At 57.4% G+C, this 20,246-nt stretch carries 18 protein-coding genes and 1 pseudogene; 6 read left to right on the plus strand and 13 right to left on the minus strand.

All coding sequences use genetic code 11. From position 1 onward, the window contains the following. Window positions 1–32 precede the first annotated feature (32 nt). Genes ACXADZ_RS17515 through ACXADZ_RS17525 form a run of 3 tightly spaced genes read left to right on the plus strand, consistent with a single transcriptional unit; the run spans window position 33 to window position 2,313 of the window. Window positions 33–692 (plus strand): Tim44/TimA family putative adaptor protein, encoded by a 660-nt coding sequence (locus ACXADZ_RS17515; protein WP_171092775.1) that lies wholly within the window; start codon window positions 33–35, stop codon window positions 690–692. Next, window positions 689–1,726 (plus strand): murein transglycosylase A, encoded by a 1,038-nt coding sequence (gene mltA / locus ACXADZ_RS17520; protein ID WP_475198317.1) that lies wholly within the window; start codon window positions 689–691, stop codon window positions 1,724–1,726. The genes ACXADZ_RS17515 and mltA overlap by 4 nt, the downstream gene beginning before the upstream one ends. After that, window positions 1,726–2,313 carry a Smr/MutS family protein gene (locus ACXADZ_RS17525; RefSeq protein WP_171092771.1) on the plus strand — a complete coding sequence of 196 codons (588 nt, stop codon included), beginning with the start codon at window positions 1,726–1,728 and terminating at the stop codon, window positions 2,311–2,313. Before mltA ends, ACXADZ_RS17525 begins: the two co-directional genes overlap by 1 nt. Here ACXADZ_RS17525 and ACXADZ_RS17530 read toward each other — a convergent pair. The 3 genes from ACXADZ_RS17530 to hslU all read right to left on the minus strand — a co-directional run bounded on the left by ACXADZ_RS17530 (window position 2,310) and on the right by hslU (window position 6,033). Further along, window positions 2,310–3,530, minus strand: coding sequence for an MFS transporter (locus tag ACXADZ_RS17530; protein WP_475198319.1), 1,221 nt, complete (start codon window positions 3,528–3,530; stop codon window positions 2,310–2,312). The genes ACXADZ_RS17525 and ACXADZ_RS17530 overlap by 4 nt on opposite strands. Next, window positions 3,527–4,627, minus strand: a complete 1,101-nt coding sequence (locus ACXADZ_RS17535; RefSeq protein ID WP_475198320.1) for an alpha/beta hydrolase — start codon at window positions 4,625–4,627, stop codon at window positions 3,527–3,529. Before ACXADZ_RS17535 ends, ACXADZ_RS17530 begins: the two co-directional genes overlap by 4 nt. Window positions 4,628–4,725: 98 nt before the next feature. Continuing rightward, window positions 4,726–6,033: an ATP-dependent protease ATPase subunit HslU gene (gene hslU, locus ACXADZ_RS17540; RefSeq protein ID WP_475198322.1), complete on the minus strand. Its 1,308-nt coding sequence runs from the start codon at window positions 6,031–6,033 to the stop codon at window positions 4,726–4,728. A 198-nt stretch (window positions 6,034–6,231) separates the two neighbouring features. Between hslU and ACXADZ_RS17545 the strand changes: the two genes are divergently transcribed. Together ACXADZ_RS17545 and ACXADZ_RS17550 are read left to right on the plus strand one after the other, a co-directional pair. Then, window positions 6,232–6,633: a DM13 domain-containing protein gene (locus ACXADZ_RS17545; RefSeq protein ID WP_171092762.1), complete on the plus strand. Its 402-nt coding sequence runs from the start codon at window positions 6,232–6,234 to the stop codon at window positions 6,631–6,633. A gap of 210 nt (window positions 6,634–6,843) precedes the next feature. After that, window positions 6,844–8,085 (plus strand): MFS transporter, encoded by a 1,242-nt coding sequence (locus tag ACXADZ_RS17550; RefSeq protein ID WP_475198323.1) that lies wholly within the window; start codon window positions 6,844–6,846, stop codon window positions 8,083–8,085. Here the strand turns inward: ACXADZ_RS17550 and hslV are convergent. Beyond that, on the minus strand, window positions 8,077–8,634 hold the full coding sequence (gene hslV / locus ACXADZ_RS17555) for an ATP-dependent protease subunit HslV (RefSeq protein WP_475198324.1): 558 nt from the start codon (window positions 8,632–8,634) through the stop codon (window positions 8,077–8,079). The genes ACXADZ_RS17550 and hslV overlap by 9 nt on opposite strands. A 197-nt stretch (window positions 8,635–8,831) precedes the next feature. Here hslV and ACXADZ_RS17560 point away from each other — a divergent pair, with 197 nt between their 5' ends. Then, window positions 8,832–9,026, plus strand: a complete 195-nt coding sequence (locus ACXADZ_RS17560; protein ID WP_475198325.1) for a DUF1127 domain-containing protein — start codon at window positions 8,832–8,834, stop codon at window positions 9,024–9,026. A 61-nt stretch (window positions 9,027–9,087) separates the two neighbouring features. Here the strand turns inward: ACXADZ_RS17560 and ACXADZ_RS17565 are convergent, their stop codons facing one another. The 9 genes and pseudogenes from ACXADZ_RS17565 to ACXADZ_RS17605 all read right to left on the minus strand — a co-directional run bounded on the left by ACXADZ_RS17565 (window position 9,088) and on the right by ACXADZ_RS17605 (window position 20,227). Further along, window positions 9,088–9,450 carry a Lin0512 family protein gene (locus ACXADZ_RS17565; protein WP_475198327.1) on the minus strand — a complete coding sequence of 121 codons (363 nt, stop codon included), beginning with the start codon at window positions 9,448–9,450 and terminating at the stop codon, window positions 9,088–9,090. Further along, on the minus strand, window positions 9,447–9,797 hold the full coding sequence (locus ACXADZ_RS17570; protein ID WP_475198329.1) for a Lin0512 family protein: 351 nt from the start codon (window positions 9,795–9,797) through the stop codon (window positions 9,447–9,449). Before ACXADZ_RS17570 ends, ACXADZ_RS17565 begins: the two co-directional genes overlap by 4 nt. Window positions 9,798–9,871: 74 nt before the next feature. Continuing rightward, window positions 9,872–10,210: pseudogene (trxA, locus tag ACXADZ_RS17575) on the minus strand (thioredoxin); the annotation flags it as partial. A gap of 42 nt (window positions 10,211–10,252) precedes the next feature. Next, a complete protein-coding gene (gene addA, locus ACXADZ_RS17580; RefSeq protein ID WP_475198332.1) occupies window positions 10,253–13,609 on the minus strand; it encodes a double-strand break repair helicase AddA in 3,357 nt (1,118 codons plus the stop codon). Then, entirely contained in the window at window positions 13,606–16,530 is a 2,925-nt protein-coding gene (addB, locus tag ACXADZ_RS17585; protein ID WP_475198334.1) for a double-strand break repair protein AddB, read from the minus strand. The genes addA and addB overlap by 4 nt, the downstream gene beginning before the upstream one ends. Continuing rightward, window positions 16,523–17,209, minus strand: a complete 687-nt coding sequence (locus ACXADZ_RS17590; RefSeq protein WP_475198336.1) for a nucleotidyltransferase family protein — start codon at window positions 17,207–17,209, stop codon at window positions 16,523–16,525. Before ACXADZ_RS17590 ends, addB begins: the two co-directional genes overlap by 8 nt. After that, entirely contained in the window at window positions 17,206–18,210 is a 1,005-nt protein-coding gene (locus ACXADZ_RS17595; protein ID WP_171092744.1) for an aminoglycoside phosphotransferase family protein, read from the minus strand. Before ACXADZ_RS17595 ends, ACXADZ_RS17590 begins: the two co-directional genes overlap by 4 nt. Beyond that, a complete protein-coding gene (gene tsaE, locus ACXADZ_RS17600; protein WP_475198339.1) occupies window positions 18,207–18,680 on the minus strand; it encodes a tRNA (adenosine(37)-N6)-threonylcarbamoyltransferase complex ATPase subunit type 1 TsaE in 474 nt (157 codons plus the stop codon). Before tsaE ends, ACXADZ_RS17595 begins: the two co-directional genes overlap by 4 nt. Window positions 18,681–18,721: 41 nt before the next feature. Further along, complete coding sequence (locus ACXADZ_RS17605; RefSeq protein ID WP_475198341.1) at window positions 18,722–20,227, minus strand: PAS-domain containing protein; 1,506 nt, start codon at window positions 20,225–20,227, stop codon at window positions 18,722–18,724. Between the last annotated feature and the right edge of the window lie 19 nt (window positions 20,228–20,246).

Genomic DNA, 20,246 nt, shown 5'->3' on the forward strand with positions numbered 1-20,246 from the left:
ATACAAAGTCGCGGTTTTGAAAAGAGGATGAAATGAACGAACCCATGATCCAGCTACTGGTCCTGGCCGGAATTGCCGTTTTCCTGATCCTGCGCCTCAAAAGCGTGTTGGGTACGCGTGAAGGTTTTGAGAAACCACCTTTGCAGCAACAGCCTGAAGCGCATAAATCGCGTCGCGATTTCGAGGTGATCGAAGGCGGCCCGGATCATGACATCACTGACCATGTCGCCGAAGACAGCGAACAGGCGCAAACCCTGGCCGCGATGAAACGGGTTGAGCCCGCCTTTTCTGTCAATGAATTTGTTCAGGGCGCACGCGGTGCTTATGAGATGATTGTGATGGGGTTCGAAAAAGGCAACCTGGACGAAATCCAGCCGTTCCTGTCGGAAGAGGTATTTGAAACATTCGTCTCGGTCGTCGCTGCCCGCGAAGATCAGGGCCTGACCATCGAGGCCGAGTTTATCGGCGTGCGGGAAACCACCCTGTCGGATGTCAAATTCGACAAAGACACCAATGAGGCCGAGATCACCATGAAGTTTGTGGGTGAACTGACCTCGGTCGTGCGGGATCGCGGCGGTGATATTGTCGAGGGCAACCCCAACACCGTGAAACGTCAAAAGGACAGCTGGACCTTTGCCCGTGTGATGGGCAAGGACGATCCGAACTGGCTGCTTGTTGCCACGGACGCATGATTGCAACGCTCCGGTCGCTTTTTCTGGTGGGTGCAATGACCGCCGCCAGCGCTGCCGGAGCCGAGGCAACGCGATCCATTCTGTCGTTTGACGATCTGCAGGGCTGGGCCGAAGATGACCACGGCGCGGCCCTTTCCGTTTTTCTGAACACTTGCGGCGATCTGAAGGACCCGGACTGGCGTGCGTTATGCGGAGTTGCGGGAACGTATGAAGCGGATGCGGCACGGGCGTTTTTTGAACTCTTTTTCCGCCCCGTCTTGGTCGAGGATGGCAAAGACGCCCTGTTCACGGGGTATTTTGAGCCAGAGCTTGATGGTGCGCGCAGCCGGACTGATCGTTTCAAGTACCCCATTTACCAGATGCCCCCCGAAGCGCGAGACGGGCCATGGCTCAGCCGTCGGGAAATCCTGACTGGTGATGTGATGCAGGGTCGCGGGCTTGAAATTGCTTGGGTCGATGACCCGGTCGAGCTGTTTTTCCTGCAAATTCAGGGTTCGGGACGTGTGCGGCTGCCCGATGGTGGTGCCTTGCGTGTGGGATACGGGGGCGCAAACGGTCATCCGTACAGATCCATCGGTGTCGAACTGGTTCGGCGCGGGATTTTAGGCGCGCATGAGGTCAGTGCTCAGATGATCCGGGCGTGGGTGCGCAAGAACCCTGAGGCCGGTGCCGAGCTGCTGTTCCACAATCCTTCCTATGTTTTCTTTCGTGAAGTCTCGCGCGTTGCGCCCGAACTTGGGCCATTGGGGGCCATGAACCGATCGATTACAACGATGCGCAGCATTGCGGCGGATCCGGCCTATACGCCATTGGGGGCGCCGGTCTGGGTTGAGAAGGACGGCAAAAACCCGATGCGTCGCCTGATGATCGCGCAGGACACTGGGGCCGCCATCAAGGGTGCCCAGCGGGCAGACATCTTTTTCGGAACGGGTGACGAAGCCGGGCAAGCTGCGGGCAGGTTAAAAGATCCGGGTCGGATGGTCGTTTTGTTGCCGATTCAGCGGGCCTATGCCCTGCTGCCGGACGAATTCTGATGACCCGGCGCAAACTGACGACTGAAGAGATCGAGCTTTGGCGCAAGGTCGCCAAACAAGCCGAACGGATGCATCCGGAAATTCCACAGACGGTGCATCCGACCTCATTGCCGAAACCCAAGCCGAAAAAAACGCCGAGACCTCGGTTCGAAGCGTTTGAAATTGGTGAGACTCATCAGACAAAACCAAAGCCAAATGATTTGAAGCCATCGGTCACAGATGCGCTGCGCAGAACGCCGGTTCAGATGGACAACAAAGCTTTTGGCCGAATGAAGCGCGGTAAGCTCAAACCGGAAAGCAAACTGGACTTGCACGGCATGCGGGTCGACACGGCGCATCCCGCGCTGATCCGTTTTGTCCTGACAGCGCAGGCACAAGGCAAACGGTTGGTTTTGGTTGTGACCGGCAAAGGAAAGGATCGGGACGAACCGGGCCCGATTCCGACCCCACGCGGAGTACTCCGAAATCAGGTGCCGCATTGGCTGACCATTCCGCCACTGGCGCAGGCGGTGATGCAGGTTACGCCCGCCCACATAAGCCATGGTGGGGATGGAGCTTATTACGTTTACTTGCGGCGTCTTCGCTAAAGGGATCGTGCCGCACGGGTTACACCAACACGGACCAGCGTGCAGACCAGAACAAAAAATCCTCCGGTCCACAGGAACTGAGTATCCAACGAAACGCCCCAATCGATCAGCACTCCGGTCAGACCCGGACCGATCGCCGAACCCAGAACCATGACCGCTGTTGCCATCGCTTTGATCGCACCGATGTGTCGGGTGCCGTAGAACTCGGCCCAGAAGGCGCTAGGTAACGTGCTGTTTGCCCCGGCGGTGAGCGCCAGAAGAACCAGCCCAAGCGTCGCCCCGGCAATCGAGGTAGTCAGGGCAAGAGTCACAAAACCCAGCGCAATCGGCAGCTGGTAATAAGGCATCATCCGTGCTGTGCCCCATTTGTCCAATGCCCAGCCGGCCGCAAACATCGAAAGCAGCGATACCCCGGTGTAAACGGGAAACAAGGCGACCAATTGGATGTGAGCCCATCCTTTCACTTCGGCCAAATGGACCTGATGAAAAAAGAAGGCCGTGACAAAAGCCGAAGGCCCAAGGACAGCGGGTGCCATAAACCAGAACAACGGGTGTTTTAGCGCATCACTCCGAGTCCAGTGACGGCCTTGCATACCGGTGGCTGAATACTCGCTGGCAAGGCTTTGCGGTGTGCGTTCTTCCCTGAGAAGGCGCATCAGAATTGGAATACCCAGCAAAACGATAATGGCTGCAAGCCCCCACAGCCACCGCCAGTCCAGAAACACCATGGCGGTGACAAATGCCAGCGGCAGCAGCGCCTCTCCGATCGCGTATCCGACCGAGGCAATGGACAAGGCCTTGCCCCGTGTTGCGGTGAACCAACGGGCCATTGCAACCATCGCAAGATGGGTGCTCATGCCTTGTCCAAACAGGCGCAAAAGAAAGATCACCGCGGGCAGCAGCAATACCCAGCTGTTCATCGACATGGCCAGTGCCGCCAACGCCAACCCGGCCAGAACCACAGGTCCCAACATGCGGACGCGGAAAACATCTGTCAGCCCGCCCGCCCAGATCATCACCAGTGCCGCTACGAGCGTGCCCAGAGAATACAACCCACCCCAGGCCCCGTGGCTGAGGCCGTAAGCAGTGCGAATTTCACCGGCAAAGACCGAGATAAAGAAGGTCTGCCCAAAACTGGACAGGAAGGTCAGCAGGACTCCGGCTCCCAACCACGCCGCATTGTCAGTTAGAAACCGACGCAGATTAAACTGCGTCACGGTGTGGTCACCTCGGCCTGTCCGGTTTCGGTCAATACAATTTCAGTGGCGCCATCGGGGTTGCGTTCGCTGGGCGGCACGAGAATATCGATGGCCTGCCGATCTTCGCGCCCGAACGTACTGTTGATACGCCGCAACGAGCTGAGGATCGACAGCAGTGCAGGAGAGGTTGCGGCGACGAAATGCGAGGACGCTGCATCGCTGTTGAATGCGGTGGTATCGATTACGCTGATCGGGAATTCTTCAAGCGAGGCGATCGAGCTGATGTTTCCAAGCCTTTCACCCTCATCCGTGCCGCGCAGACGAGCCGAGATATTCAGGATTTTGTCCTTTTGGGATACCATAACAAGAAACGGGTCGGGTGGATTGTCGATGCGTTTCATTTGCGAGCGAAACAGATCCAGATCCAGATCCGGTGAGATCAGCACGACACCTTCGAGGTTTCTTTTCGCCCACCCGGGTTCCTGCAGCTCAGCTTGTCGCATCATTTCCATCGACAAGGCGCCGCCCATGGAATGTGCAACCAGAATAACGCGCTTTACGCCCATGGCCTTGAGTTCGCGGATGGTCTGCTCTAGCCCGTCGCGGGCGAACAGCATGCTGTCCAGGTCATAGGCATACCCATAGCCGGTTGCTCGGCTTGGCCATGAATACACCAGCGTAGATCCCGGAAGACCAATGTCATGGGTCAGCTGAGCGGCGCGGAAGATGGTTTCGGTCTGAGTCGAGTTATAGCCGTGTACAAAAATCGTAACGTCATCCTGACCGCGCAGGTGTTCGCGCAGACCTTGCGGGCCGTCCAGCTCGGTCACGCCTGTCAGTACGAATTCCTTCTGCGGGTTGGGGTTTGCATATGAGAATTTGAGCGTACCCGGAGTATGTGTTGGCGGAATTGAAACCGTCGTTTCCAGAAACTGGAGCGTCTCGCCACGCCGGAAACCATAAGATCCATCGACTTCGCGCGCTCGGGTCGTACTGGCAAAAATCGTTTCAGGTGTACCAACAGCCACAGCCGATGGAACAATTTCGGACACAGTCCGATCAACACAGGCGCTCAGCGAAAGGGACAAGAGTAAAACGATGAAATAGCGCAGCACGTGCCAGCCCTCGGGTTGAATCGTGCTTACGCTATCTTATTCTCACTCCGCGTCCAGCGTCGAACGTCTGAAAGAGCGGCAAAAAACGGCTGGCCCTGTTACAAAACGTAACGGCTCAGGTCTGCGGACTTGGTCAATTCACCAAGATTGTCACTGACGAATTGCGCATCGACAGTGATCTCTGTTCCGGCCTTATCCGGTGCAGCAAATGAGAGGTCTTCGAACACCCGCTCCATCACTGTGTAAAGCCGGCGCGCGCCGATATTTTCAACGCTCTGGTTCACGTCTGCAGCAATCCTAGCCAGTGCGGCAATGCCGTCTTCAGTAAAGCTGACCGTGACCTCTTCGGTCCCCATCAGGGCGGTGTACTGTCTGGTCAGGGCGTTGTCGGTTTCGGTTAGAATGCGCACGAAGTCCTCTTCGGTGAGCGCACGCAGTTCAACGCGGATGGGCAGACGGCCCTGCAGTTCTGGCAGAAGGTCCGAAGGTTTGGCGATGTGGAACGCGCCTGAGGCGATGAACAGGATATGGTCGGTTTTTACCGGGCCGTGTTTGGTGCTGACGGTGGTGCCTTCGATCAGAGGTAGCAGGTCGCGCTGCACCCCTTCGCGGCTGACATCGCCACCGCGCGCTTCCGAACGGGCGCAGACCTTGTCGATCTCATCCAGGAAAACGATCCCGTTTTGCTCGACCGCTTCGAGGGCAACCCGATTGACGGTTTCGTCATCCAGCAGCTTGTCGGCCTCTTCTCCGATCAGAGCGTCATAGCTTTCAGCGACCGTCATGCGTTTCTTAACGGTTCGTCCGCCAAACGCTTTACCGAAAATGTCACCCAGATTCATCATGCCCATCTGACTGCCCGGCTGACCGGGAATGTCGAACATCGGCATTGGGTTTGAAGTGTCGGAGAGCTCCAGCTCGATCACCGTGTCATCCAGTTCTCCGGCTTTCAGTTTCTGGCGAAACATCTCGCGAGTACCTTCGCGGGCGTCTTCGCCTGCTATTGCGGCAATCACGCGATCTTCGGCGGCCTGATGCGCGCGCGCCTTAACATCCTCGCGCATGTATTCGCGGGTCTGAACAATGGCTGCATCCGCCAGATCACGAATGATTTGCTCGACATCTCGACCGACATAACCAACCTCAGTGAACTTGGTGGCCTCGACCTTGATAAAGGGCGCACGGGCCAGTTTGGCCAGACGTCGGCTGATCTCGGTCTTGCCGACACCGGTCGGGCCGATCATCAGAATATTCTTGGGGTAGACTTCGTCCCGAATGTCGTCGGCCAGCTGTTTGCGCCGCCAACGATTGCGCAAGGCAACGGCCACCGCTCGTTTGGCATCCTTCTGGCCAATAATAAAGCGGTCTAGTTCCGAGACAATCTCGCGCGGGGTCAGGTCGGTCATGTGTTTTCAATCCGGTTGTTTCGAAACGGAACCTAATCATAAGACGGGAAAACACAAGCTGATCACGGAAAACTCACGCCAACTCACGGGGTGCACACGGAAATTCGTGCCGATGTGAATCGCCATGGGTGCAGCACGTACGGCATAGTTTTTGCGACGGGCAAACCTGCCTGCATCTATCAATGGAGATATCAAATCATGATGACTCGTCGTTCGCTTTTTGTGAAAGCTGCTGCCACGGGCGCAGCGCTCACCCTGGCCGGTACCACCACTGCCCTGGCCGGCGGCGCCAAAAAGAAAGGCTCGTTCGAGGGTCGCTCGAACCACATCACCACCGGTTCGGTGAAACTGGTCAAGGATGGTGACCGTTATATCGTTGAACTGGGCGAGGATTTCTCGCTGGACAACGGCCCCGACCCGCGTGTCGCATTTGGTAAGGATGGCAAATATGCCCCCGACAGCAAACTGGGCGCGTTGCTGCACCTGACCGGCAAGCAATCTTATGCCGTGCCGCCGACCATGGATGTGTCGGGTTACAACGAAGTGTACATCTGGTGCGAAGTCGCTGGTGTGCCGCTGGGCGTTGCATCACTGAAGTAACCACTCAGGTCAGAGGCCGACCCCCCCGGCCTCTGACACGGCTAAACAGCGTTTCGACATTAACTTGCGACGTGAATACCCTGCCACGCTTCCGGCGTTCTCGGGACTTTCGCGTCGCAGTTTGATTCAGATAAAACCCGAAACGCTTTAGGTAACAGAGCAACTGTCTGTTACACTCGTCCCAAGGTATTGGAACCGGGGGCGTTTTTTATGACCAAGATTGCCAAGATCACCTTGTTGTTCGTGGTATTTGTCGACCTGATCGGGCAAGGTCTGGTCTTTCCGATCATCAACTCGCTCATCATGGAAACGAAGTCCGGGTTCCTGCCAGACAGCACACCAGTGGGGCGACGCCACTTTTATTATGGCCTCGTGATCGGCTGTTTCTTCCTGTCCTGGTTTCTTGGGGTTGTTTACGTCTCGAAGGTTTCAGATTCCATCGGGCGAAAGAACGCGCTGCTGGTCTGTCTGGGTGGAGCACTGGTCGGTTATGCACTGACCATCGCGGCGCTTTACATGAATAGCCTGTTGCTGCTGATCGTCGGGCGCTCGATCACCGGGTTCACGGCTGGCAACCAGCCCATCGCGCAGGCGGCGATGATTGATGGCAGCACCGATGCGGCCGACCGCGACCGCAACATGGGCTATATCGTGACCGGCGTCAGCTTTGGTCTGGTGGGCGGCCCGATTATCGGAGCGGTCCTGTCCGACGCGGCCTTGTTGGGCAGTTACGCAACCCTGAAAACCCCGTTCTACGGCGCATTTGTTCTGGTTCTGATTGCCATCTTCCTGGTCACAACCTTCTTCAAGGACACCCGGACCGAGCGCGAACCCTTTGTATTCCGCCCACGTGATATCACCGACAGCCTGATCGCCGTGCGTGGGCATCCGATGGTTCTGAAAATCCTGCCGGTTTACGCATTCTTCATGATCGCCAACGTCACTTTCTATGTTTTCGTCGACAACTTTCTGACGAGCGCATTTGGATACGGTGTGATCGGTGGCAGCATGGCCATGGTGGTGATCGGCTTTGCGCTGGCGTTCTCGAGCACTTTCCTCGTCAAGCCCGCGCAAGAACGTTTCAGCAAACACCAGATCATCTATACGTCTCTCATCGTGATGGTGATTTGCGGCCTGGCCTTTGCCTTCAGCCCCAGCGGTGTGCTCAGTTATGTGCCGGTCTTCTTCTTCTACTTCCTGTTCGGTGTCGCATATCCAACCATGCTGGGCCTGTTCTCGTCCAGCGTCAGTGAGACGGACCAAGGCTGGGTCATGGGCGTGACCACGGCGGTCTTCTGTCTGGCGGGTGGGATTATGTCCCTGATCGGCGGCGGGTTGATGAGCATCGACATCCGCGTGCCTTACTACATCGTGGTCATCGCCGCGGTCTTCGGGTTGATCGGAATGCACCGTCGCTGGAAAGGGAAAGAGATCAAGGCATTGTTAGCCTGAAATGGTTTCAACCGTCAGATTGCCGTTGGTATAAACGCAAATATCTGCGGCAATCGCCATGGCTGCGCGCGCGACCTGCTCGGCTTCTTTGTCGCTGTCCATCATTGCGCGGGCCGCGGCCAGTGCAAAGTTTCCGCCCGATCCGATGGCCGCCACGTTGTGTTCAGGCTCTAGCACGTCCCCTGCCCCGGTGATGACCAGCAAATCCTTGCCATCAGTGACAATCAGCATCGCCTCAAGCTTTTGCAGGTATTTGTCGGTGCGCCAGTCCTTGGCCAGTTCGACCGAGGCGCGCGCCAATTGGCCGGGTGTGGCCTCAAGCTTGGCTTCCAAACGTTCCAGCAGTGTGAAAGCATCTGCGGTCGATCCGGCAAAACCTGCCACAACCTCGAATCCGCCGGGCGACAAACGGCGCACTTTGCGGGCCGTTCCCTTGATCACGGTCTGACCGAGGCTGACCTGACCATCACCGGCTATGACAACCTGACCGTTCTTTTTGACGCCAATGATCGTCGTGCCGTGCCAACCGGGAAAGTCGTTATCTGCCATGATCGTCTCCGTTTTCGCTGGCGGTATATATGGGCCGGGTAAGGTGTTGGCGCAACCCGTTCTTAAAGTGCCCAAAAGATATGCAGAAAATGCAATCCGGGGTTACCAGACCAGCAATTGTGAGTCCAAGCGCGCGGGACTACATGAGGCTTACAACCGACAACGGGTCGGCTGTTTCACATCTAAGGACTGCGCACATGGCAACCACAGCTAACATTCATGCGCCGCTCGGAGCAGCTACCATCCTGCACGTGGCGGACGCGTTCTCAAACGTCGTCAAATCTGTTGCGAAATGGAACGACGCACGTAAAACACGGAACCTTCTGTTGGAGCTCAGCGACGCACAGCTGGAAGACATCGGTCTGACCCGCGAAAGCATCGCAAATATCTGATCCTTCGTCTGGATTACCGAATTGGAACAGCCGCCCGGAACCCCGAGCGGCTTTTTCTTTGTCAGCTTTGTACGTATTTCCCCGACAAGTCGGGTAGAAATGCTTCGATTGCTGCGGTTGCAACCACGTGTTTAGTGCCGGCCTCGTTATCCATCACGTCCAGACCGCCTTTGACCGCGCGTACTTCGGCGCGGCCCCGCGGCAGATCGGCAGCAACCAGATCACAATCCACCTGATCAGGGTTTTGGACACCGATGGTCACGCTGACACGCATTTGGGAATGACCAATGCCCAGCTTGGAAAACAATGTGATAGACGAATGATGCAACGCATCCTGCACCGCGCGCCGCGCCGCTTTGGTATAATCCTGACCGTATAGGTCGTTGCCTGTTCCCATCTCCAGAATGATGCGTTTTTCACTCATTGCGCAGGCTCCATGTCAAAGGAAACGATCAGGGCGGCGTTTGCAATGACCGTGCACCCGTCCCCATGTGGCTTTTCGATATCCAGCCCACCTTTGGTGACGGTGATATTCGGCTGGCCATAAGGAAAGATTGGCTTCAACGCGTCAGTGTCCACCTGATCTGGTTTCTGCACCCCGATTTCGGCATCGATGATCATTGCCTCTTTAGGAAACCCGAACAGTTCGGCCATGTTGACCGAGTTGTGCCACAGCGCGTCCTTGATCGCCCGCAACGACGCCTCGGTATAGTCCATTCGACGCAGGGATGTGCCCATCCCGAATTCTACAAGCACCCGCGTTTTTGCCATTGGTTTCTCCGACATATCCAACAAAAAAGGCGCCCCGATCTGAGGCGCCTTTGAAACGTTCTGCTAGGACCAGATCAAATGGATTCGTCGATCCAGCTTTGCAGCGCGGCCTTGGGTGCTGCGCCTGCGCGGTTGGAAACAACCTGACCGTCCTTGAAGATGAACAGCGCAGGGATACCGCGTACGCCCATCGCAGCGGCAGAGTTCGGGTTGCTATCCACATCCACCTTGGCGATTTTCACCTTGTCGCCATACTCGGCGGCCAGCTCTTCCAGTGCGGGGCCGATTTGCTTGCAGGGGCCGCACCATTCTGCCCAGAAGTCCACGACCACGGGAACGGTCGAGTTCTTGACTTCGGCGTCAAAGGTGTCGTCGGTAACGGCTACGGTCGACATATTCTGTCTCCTGAATGGGGTAAACTCGGGAACAGAACGTAGGTGCCGCGTGGGGTAAGGTCAAGGTATCCGAGCGCGGGTCAGGGCATCCGTCACAAGATCGTGTGGCAACCACATGAGGTTCGCGGTTCGGGTCCAAAGAATGGCGGTTCGAATGCTGCGGTCAGGATAGATCTGAGCAAGCGCCTGCGCATAAGCCCCCATTTGGCGTAACAGGCCCTCAGGGCAGTCTTCAACGCGAATTGGAACAGTTGCATTTGTTTTGAAATCAACCACTTGCACGTCCGTGTTCGAAACGACCAGCCGGTCGATGACCCCATGCATGCGCTGCCCATTCAAATCTGCGGTTACTGGAACTTCTGCCAGAGTTTCAGGTGCAAAAATATTCCTCAGCGGTTCAGCCGTCAGAACCCGGGTGGCCGCGGTCAAAAGCTCTTGCCGGTCTGTGTCCTGCATGTCCGGTAGCAGCCGCGCGCAAAGTTCGGGCCAAATCTCCGGTTCAGCTATCGGCAAGTGTTCCAGCAGCAGATGCAGACGTGTTCCACGCAGTTTCGCAGCGTCTTCATCCAAACCGGCATCACCGGGTAACGCTTTGGCCCCCCCCAGATCCGAAGGGCTGAGCGCGCTTACAGGCTCAATCGGCTCAGGTGCCGGGTGACGATACATGTCCGGCAAATCGACCTGCTCGGCGACCGTTTGAGGCTGTTCGACCAAAGGCAGCGCATCCCAATCCCCGTGAGACAGGCGGCGAATGTTGGAACCCGGCAGCTGCACGGCTCCGGCCCTCTCCATCGCTGCCTCGACCATTTGATACCAGCTGTTGCCGTCTTTACCCAATTCGCCGGCTGCGGCCACGATTAACCACTTTTCGGCCCGTGTTAGAGCCACATATAGCAACCGGAGCCGTTCATTTTCCTCACGCGTACGCGCCTCTTCCCGCGCCTGAACGATCAGTTTGGGCGAGACATCTGTCGACACTTTCCACAGCGGAATGCCTTCGGTCACCATGATCTCGGCATCGCGCGGTGCTTGGCGTTTGCCGGTATCCGGCAGGATCACGATCGGGGCCTCAAGACCCTTTGATCCATGCACGGTCATCACCCGGATCATGTTGCCGACACCGCTCATCTGCCGTTTGATTTCCAGATCGTCGGTCTGCATCCAGACCAAAAACCCAGTCAAGCTGGGGATATCGGTGCGCTCATAGGCCAGTGCCTGAGACAAGAGTGCGTTGATGCCGTCTTCCGCTTCGGCCCCCAGACGGCCCAGCAATTTGCGCCGCCCGTCATGGCGGGTCAGAATGCGTTCAATCAGGTCATAGGGGCGTAGAAAGTCGATCTGACTGCGTAGATCGTTCAAAATGGCGAGCGTTTCGGGAAACTCTTCAGCCCGGTTGCGCAGCGCGGCCCAAAGAAATTGCTCCTTTCGCCGGTGCGCCAGATCGAAAAGCTGCTGTTCAGACCATCCGAACAAAGGGGATTTCAAAACCGTTGCCAGCGACAGGCTGTCTTCGGGCGTGGCCAGAAAGCTCAGCAGCGCGGCCAGGTCTTTGACCGCCAGTTCAGCGCCCACCTTAAGCCGGTCGGCCCCGGCGATGGGCAGCCCGGCAGATTTGCAGGCGCGGATGATTTCGGCAAACAGGTCTGACCGCCGCTGCACAAGGATCAGGAAATCCCCCGGCTTTACCTTTCGTCTTACAAACGTGCCGTTCTTGTCATCCTCAGGGATCGTTTCGCCCCGTTCGATCGTGGCCTTGATCGATTGTGCAACCTGCTCGGCCAGAATGACGGTATGGTGCCGCGCACCGGGGCGATCCACCGGATCGGTCCAGTCGCCCTCCTCGGCCTCTTCGACCTTTTCCACGACAGGCCAAAGATCAACCCGGCCCGGCAGGTCAGCTTTGAAAGCGCGGTGCAGGCTGTCCTTGTGAAACCCAGCTTCGATCCGGTTTTCAAAAAGAATATCGACCAAAGACAGGATCGCGCTGGAGGAGCGGAACGAATATTCCAGCGTCATATCCCACAATTTAGAGTCTGATTCAGCCAGTTTCCGGCCAAACTCTTCCTGCATTCTGTCAAACGCCTGCGGGTCCGCGCCCTGAAAGGAATAAATCGACTGTTTCTTGTCGCCGACCACAAAAATAGTGCGCTCAACCCCGGATCGGGCCCCTTCCCCGCTGGTGAATTCCTGCGCCAGCTTCTCGACCACGTCCCATTGGTCCGGACTGGTGTCCTGTGCCTCGTCCACCAGAATATGGTCGATGCCGCCGTCCAACCGATACAGCACCCATTCGGCCACCGCCGGGTCATTCAGAACTTGCCGCGCGCGCAGGATCAGGTCGTCGAAATCCAGCCATCCGCGCAATTGCTTGCGTCGCTCGTACTCTGGCAGGAAAGCTGCGGCAAAGCGGTGCAGGACGGCGGTTTTCTGTGCCGCGACCAGGGCAAGGCGCTGTTCGCGCGCGGCCTCGACCCGTAGCATGAAAGATTCCAATTGCGGCATCCGGTCGGCCAGCTCGCCCTCACGCAGGGGTTTGGTCGGAAACCCGTTGATCTTGGCGGTGAAAGGCTCTTTTGCGCCTTTCCCGGTCAGCAGCACGCTTTCCAACATAGGCAGATATGCCAATCGGGCCTCAGTGAACCCGGCCAGCTTCATCGCTGCTTTCGCATTGTTGCCGCCGCTTTCTATCAATGCGGGCAGCATGGACTGGATCAGTTCGACTTCGCCGCCCATAAACACCTGCCCGGCCAGGGCCGTTTCGTCAAAGCCTTCAGGAAGTTCGAACCGTTTCAAAAGGTCGGACCAGCCCAATGGCTGTTCAAACAGGTTGCGCCTGTGCGTGATCGCAGCCGTCAGCTTGTCAAAGCCCGTATCAGTCACGAACCGCGCCACATCTTCTACCAGCCCGGCTTGCGGACCATCGGCGAAATCCTCGGCGATCTCTTCCCGCAAAAGGGCGGCTGCACGGTCTTCCATTTCGGAGAACTGAGGGCTGACCCCGGCCTCCAGCGGGAACCGCCGCAGCAACGAGGCGCAGAACGAGTGAATGGTCTGGATTTTCAGACCACCCGGCGTTTCGATGGCGCGGGCAAACAAAGTGCGGGCTTGCGCCAATCTGTCCGAGTCGATGTCGCCGGGCACGCCCAGATCGGTCAATTGCTCCAAAAGAGCAGCATTTTCCAGCATTGCCCACTCACCAAGGCGCTTGAACAATCTGTTCTGCATCTCGCTGGCAGCCGCTTTGGTATAGGTCAGGCACAAGATGTGCTGAGGTTGGACCCCGCCCAACAGCAGGCGCGCCACGCGGTCGGTCAGAACCCGCGTTTTGCCGGACCCTGCGTTGGCCGCCAGCCATGTCGAGGCATCCGGTCGCGCCGCCTGCACTTGCCGTTCGGTTGCGTCGTTTCGCGGGCTCATTTCAGGTCCTCAGGGCAAGTTTCAGCGGTTCGGTCCCATTCGCCGAACCGTGCCAGATGATCATAGTCGCCGATATCTGTGTCTTTGTGCAGCATCCGACGGGATGAAAACCCCTGATCAGGCTCTAAATAAGCTGAAATCAGCTCTTTCAGCTCAGCAATAACTTTATCGGTCGGCTCTTTGATCAAGGGTGCGGCAACCTCTTTGTAACTGCCGCCCATGCCGATGAAGACGGCTTCGGCTACGTCTATCGGGTCAATTCCTTCGATACCGCCCTGCTCGGCCATGGCCGCCTCGATCAGCAGCTGTTTGTCGAACTTGGATTGCTGACTTTCTGTGGGCGGCGCGCCGGTTTTGTAATCGATGATCCGCAGCGCGCCCCGGCTGTTGCGATCAATCCGGTCCGCACGTCCGACGATGGTAAAATCCAGAGGATTCAGCACCAGTTTCATAGCTGCTTCAAACGCTATTGGCCCGCCGTCACCCCGGCGCGAGAGTTCAGCGCTCAGGAAGTCGTCTGCGATCCGTTCCAACCGGGCCAGCCAGAGTTTGCGGGCGGTGGGCCAGGCCACATGCTGGTCCAGAAGGCTGTGCGCCCGCTTGAGGAAATTCTCACGTGTCAGCAAAGCGCTGTCGAGAACGCTGTCTTTAACGAAATGTTCAAGGATTTCATGGATCACGATGCCCCGCAGCAAGGCATCGGGAGCCTGCACCAAGGGGTCAAGCGGTTTCAGGCGCAACACGTGTTTGGCATAGATCGCATAAGGATCGCGGATCAGCCGCTTGATTTCGGTCACTGACAAGCGACGTGGTTTTGCAGCGACCGGCGGGCGTGGCGACGGGCGAGGCGCGGGTTCAATGCACGGCGCTTCTTCCAAAGCTTCTGACCAGTCCAGCCAGCGCTGACCACGCGCACCCATTTCTTCCAGAGCGTTGCGACCGCCCTGCTCCGGCAACCCTAGCAACAAGTTTGTCAGCCGGTTGAGCCAGCGCGACGGCACCGTTTCCGCGTCATCCGAGCGGGTCGCGCGGGTCAGCCAAACCTCGGGCGCGCCGATGGCTTGCTGGAAATCATGTGCCGACAGGCCGATCCGGCGTTCAGGCAGCAGCAATCCGGCTTTGTCCCGCATCTGGCGGTTCAGCCACGGATCTGGCGTCGGGGCCTCGGGCCAGCTTCCTTCATTCAAACCGCCCAGAATCAGCAGGTCGGCACCCTGCACTCGCGCCTCAAGGGTACCCCAGATCATGATATGTGGATGCGGGGCATCGCGATCACGAACCTCTTCGCTGGCCAAAAGCGCGCCCAAAAGGTCGGCAAAATCATGGGCCGTCATCGGGCCACCATGCTGCGCTTCATCTCTGAGAGAGTTCACGACCGCCAGCGCCTTTTGACCTGCGTTTTTGTCCCAAAGCGTGCCGGTTTCACCTGTGCTGCCAGCCGAGATCGCTTCGGCCAGTGTAGTCAGCCGGTCTACCCAGTCGGACAGGTGCAGCTCGCCGCTGATTTGCTGGTCGCAAAAGTGATGTACGACCCATTTGACCCAGCTTTCAGGTGCTTCTTTGCGGATCGCAAATGCCGTCAGGCTGATACTGTCGGGGAATGGCGGGCCATGGCGGCGAAGGTCCAGCTCCAGATCACGCGTATGCAACAGATGAGTGCCACGCTCACCGCCGTCATGGCACAGCGGGTGTTTCAGCAGCGTCAGCAACGCCTCGCCTTCAAGGCGGCGCGTGAACAGGTTGGCCACATGGCGCAGAAAACGACCGGGCGGTGAGAGTTGCAGAGGCAAGCCCGCACTGTCATCCGGTAGGATATTCCACCGATCCAGTGCGGCGCTGACCTGACGGGTCAACATGCGATCCGGTGTAATCAGGGCAGCGGTTTGACCGTCTTCAGCGGCTTGTCGCAGGCGCAAGGCGATGGTCAAAGCTTCGGCGCGGGGTGATTGCGCCTCGACCAGGGTCAGATCCTTGGTTGCGCCCTCCAGGTTGGTCAGTTCAGGCCCTTCGGTCATCCAGGCGTCAGTTACCGGCGCTGGGCGTAAAGCGAGCGAAACCAAACGGTTGCGCGCGCGTGAAGGCGAGGACAAGTCAGTCCATGCAGCAACCTGATCAGGCGCAAGATCCAGCGCGCGCATCAGTTTGTGGAACCGGTATTGTGGGTGGTCTTCCGATGTCAGCGCATCGTCCAACCCCTGCCAAACGTGGTCTGGCTGGTCGAAATCATAACCCGGCAGGACCAAGGCCCCCTGTGGCAGACGCGCGATGGCCTCCATCAACATAAGCGTTGTTCCGCGCGACCCGGTGGAGCCTGCCAGAATGACTGGGTGCTGCGGAGGATTCTCCTGCCAGCGCGCGATCAGGTTTTCGACAACGCGGCGTTGGCGGGCTTGCGCATCCATCGCTTGTGCGCCGGTATCGATGAAGTGGTCTGCAATGCCAATGAAAGCCTGCGCTCGTGCCCAATGCCCCGACATGTCGCTGACATCCAACTGCCGAATGGCCTCGGGCGACACACCTTCGCCTTGCATTTCATCAATAAGCGCCGCTAGGCTGTCCGAGAGGTCGAAGACCGAAGAGCGCGCCGCCAGATCCGGTTGCTGTTCCAGCAGTTTGGCCACCAGCTGCGTGAGTTCCAGACGCCGTCGAAGCGGTGGAATGGCTGGAGGAACCTGGGCTAAATCAACACTTTCCCCCAAATCTGTGACCAGCGACAGGCGTGGCAGCAGGCAGGGCGGCCCTTGATTGAACAGCTCGCGCACGCGCCGTTCCATGCGCCGTGTGTTCAGCACCAACTCCACCCGCGCCAAGGTTTCCGGCGGGCCAGAGCAGCGCTGCCGCAGGCCATCCACCAGTGCTTTTGGGAAATCTGTGCCGGGCGGCACAGCAAAGACGCGGGGCAGGGTGCTGGGTTCAAACATCTGTCAGCAGACCTTCGGCCAGTGCGATCCCTTCGGGGCGACCGACGTCACACCATCGCCCCGGATACTCTATAGCAAACAGGCGATTTTGATCGTGCATCTGGTTCCAAAGCAGGTTCAACGAGAACGCGGATTGCGGGAATGCGTGCAACCCATCTGTTTTGATAATCTGCGCCCCCCCATAGACCAAACCCGGCCCGCGCGTTATACGTCCGTCTGTGTCGGCCGAGAAATCTCCGTCCCCCGTGTGACCAACGGTTTGGACAATTGGAACACACATCAAAAGCGCATCCATACGGGTCGGATCCCACGCTTTCTGCAACAGGGTCAGAGGGTTTGGGCCCGACCAGATGGCATCGGTGTTCAGCGTGAAAACGGGGTCGGTGCCCAACAAGGGCAGGGCGGCTCTTAATCCGCCGCCGGTTTCCAGAATCTCTGGTTCTTCGCGTGAGATTATTACCCCTTTGGGGTTGAGATGCGCATACAGCTGATCGGCATGGTAATGCACGTTCGCCACGATGCGCACAGGGTCAAGTTCGTAAACAAGATCCAGCGCATGATCAATCAGAGGGCGCCCGGACACGTTGATCAACGGCTTGGGATGGTCCTTGGTCAAAGCGCCCATACGTGTGCCAAACCCTGCTGCAAACAGCATCACGCCAAAGGGTGAACCGGTCATTGCACCCTCAGCTTGTTCAAGTTTTCGGGGGTTGGGCTGGGCAAAGCCTCGTGCAGCAACGGTGCGATCGAAACCAGGGCCGGATGATCCAGATCGCGCATCAGATGGTCCCAGACCGCTGGTATCATGTCCACGTAGTGCGGTTTGCCGAAGTCCGTGGCAAGGCGTGCGAACACACCTAAAATGCGCAGGTTCCGTTGTGCGCCCAGCACACTGTAAGCGGTGCGAAAATCGTGATCGTCCATGCCAGAGGCCGCAATATACCGATTGATCATCTGCATTTCGACTCCGGGAGAGACCTTGCGGCGAATGTCCTGCAGAAGGGAGACCAGATCATAGGCGGGATGCGCCAGAACGGCTGATTGGAAGTCCAGCAGGCCAACGCGTTTTAGCCCGTCGCGATCCGGGAGCCAAATCAGATTTTCCGCGTGATAGTCCCTGAGCGCGACCACTTTCGCACCTGATGTTTCGCGGTGCAGAACATCCGCGAAACGGTGTTCAAACCGGCTTAGTGCACGTGCGTCGTAAGACCCCACAATTCCGGCCGCGTAACTTGTAAAGGCCAGCGTGCACAGTTCGGTCATCAGCGGCGGGTCAAAGGATGTCAAAGACAAAGACGGCGCTTGATGCAGGTGCAGCAAAACGTCTGTTGCCGCTTCATACAAAACACGTTCTTTCGAAGGATCCTTTGCCAGCACCCGGCTAAAAAGATCGTCACCCAGATCTTCCAGCAACAGAAAGCCGTATTGCGCATCTTCTGCGTAGATCTCAGGCGCGCTCAGGCCAACCGAACGCAGGTAATTCCCGATGCGTACAAAGTCCTCGACATCCTCGCATTTTTCAGGTGGTGCATCCATCAAAACGGCCGTTTGTCCGCTGGCCTGGTCGGTCAGCCGTTCGTAGCGGCGGTCCGAAGCGTCGCCCGCTAGCGGTGCACGGGTGGCATCGGCCCATTGGGTTTGAGCAATCAGGGCCTCGGCAAGGATCGTCCTGTTTGTCATCCGAAGGTCTCCAGTTTCTTTGTCCATTTCGGATCAAGCCATGACAGGGTCAGATGGCGCATCTCTTCAGTGTTAGGGTCTGTTTCAAAGGTCAGTTTCAAAGCGGCACCTGGTGTAAGTGGACCAAGTTTGTCAGGCCACTCGACAAGGCAGATAGCGGTTTCGAAAGCGTCAATCAGGCCCAGTTCCTCAACCTCGTCTACTGCACTCAGACGATAGAGATCGCTGTGCCATATTTCACCAATTGGCGTATCGTAGACCTGCACCAAGGTAAACGTAGGCGAAGGGACATCTTCGGGCTCGGACATGAGCGACTGAATAAGCGCGCGCGCAAAATGTGTCTTGCCGCTGCCGATCTCACCTTCCAACATCACAACATCGCCCGATTGCAGGTTTGCACCAATACGCTCGGCAAAATTGGCGGTTTCTTCGGGGGACTGAAACGTCAGGGATCGCGGCTTTGTCGTCATGGCGCCACAATGACCTTGCGTCTAACGGGCTGCAACCCGGTTCAAGCGCTGATCTGTTCTATCTGCTGGATTTTCGACGGGATTCTAGAAATGGAAAAACGAACTATGGTTGCACCGTTCTGTAGCGGAGTGACCGTGCATTGAACAGGGGTACCGGTTCTCAAATGAATTTCAGCCGTCCATTCCGCCCGATCATCACGCAATTCCAAAAAGTCCCTGATCTCGCCCAGGATCGGGGTCGCAAGGCAGAGATCCTGCCAGCGTCGTGTAACATCTGTGGCCGTGTCAGTTTGAAAGCCGGCATCTTCTGCGTCACCCCAAAGTTTTTGATACGCGTAGTTGGTCAATGCCAGGGTACCGTCATCTGCAAACACGGCAATTCCATCTGCAAGCTTGTCCAATATGGACTGCATAAGGTCCATTTCAGACCGAAAGCGGCGCGTCAGGGTGATCTCGGCTGTGATGTCCTCAAACAAGAACGCCACGGCCCCGTCGGGATGTGGTCGACCACTGACCGAATAGACCGAGCCGGATGGGAGCGACCATGTCTCGTGATAGTTTCCATCTTCTGCGGCTTCGAGAAGGTCATTCATCTGGCGCCGCCAACTGCGATAGTTCTTGGGCTCGGGCATCATGTGCTGATCCCGAAGTCGGTCGAAAAAGCTGCTTAGACTCGGACGACAGCTTAGAAAATCTGGCGGTAGGGTGGTCAGGTCGATCAAAGCCGGATTGAAAAGTGCAAGCTGTCGGTTGCGATCGAAAATGGCCAAGCCGATTGAAAGCTGCGCAAAGGTCTTGGTCATCGTCTGGACAAATTTGCGCTGGGCGGTTTCTGCTTGGACGATGGCGTTGATGTCGACGGCATAACACAGATGGCCGGACGCGTGTTCTAGCTGAGTCAGATCGAACCAAAGCTTGTTACTACTGCCTGAAACTTCAACAGATACTCTGGTTTTTCCAACGGATCGTTCCTCGGGCGTTGAAGGGAATAGGGGGTCGGTCAGGTCGGTGTCCTGATCGCGTGCTTTGCGCACGAGTGCGACATAGGCGGCGTTGCACCATTGTACCCGGTTGTTCTGACCCAGCAGCCACACTGGGTATGGGGCCTGATCCATGGCTAGCCGGGTTGGATCGTTCTGCGCTTCTGACCCTGCGGGCTTGGCCTTGGCAGCTTCACGCAGGCGGACACGGACAATGCCGTCAATCCACTCGCAAAGAACATCGCGCTCGACAGTGCAGTCGATAGGAGACACCACAACATATCCCTTATCGCGCACAGCGCCCGGAGATTCCGGAAAGGTCGGGAAATCCCTTTGTAGCAATCGGCGCAAGTCGGTCCAGTTTCTCACATGTTCGAAACCTGCCAGAGCGATGTCGGAATGGCTGATCAGCCTTTCTTCGTCGAACAGAAACACTGCGTCAAACAATGAAGTGTTTGAAAATAGCCCAAACGCATGGTCCCTTTGCGCACGACGCGGTAAGAGCCACTGAACGGCAAAACAGCCCGAGACAATGCTGATCGCGGCCAAAATGATCCAATCGGCCATTGTGTTCCCCAAAGCAGAC

It is taken from the genome of Ruegeria sp. ABM4_193 (assembly GCF_056158705.1).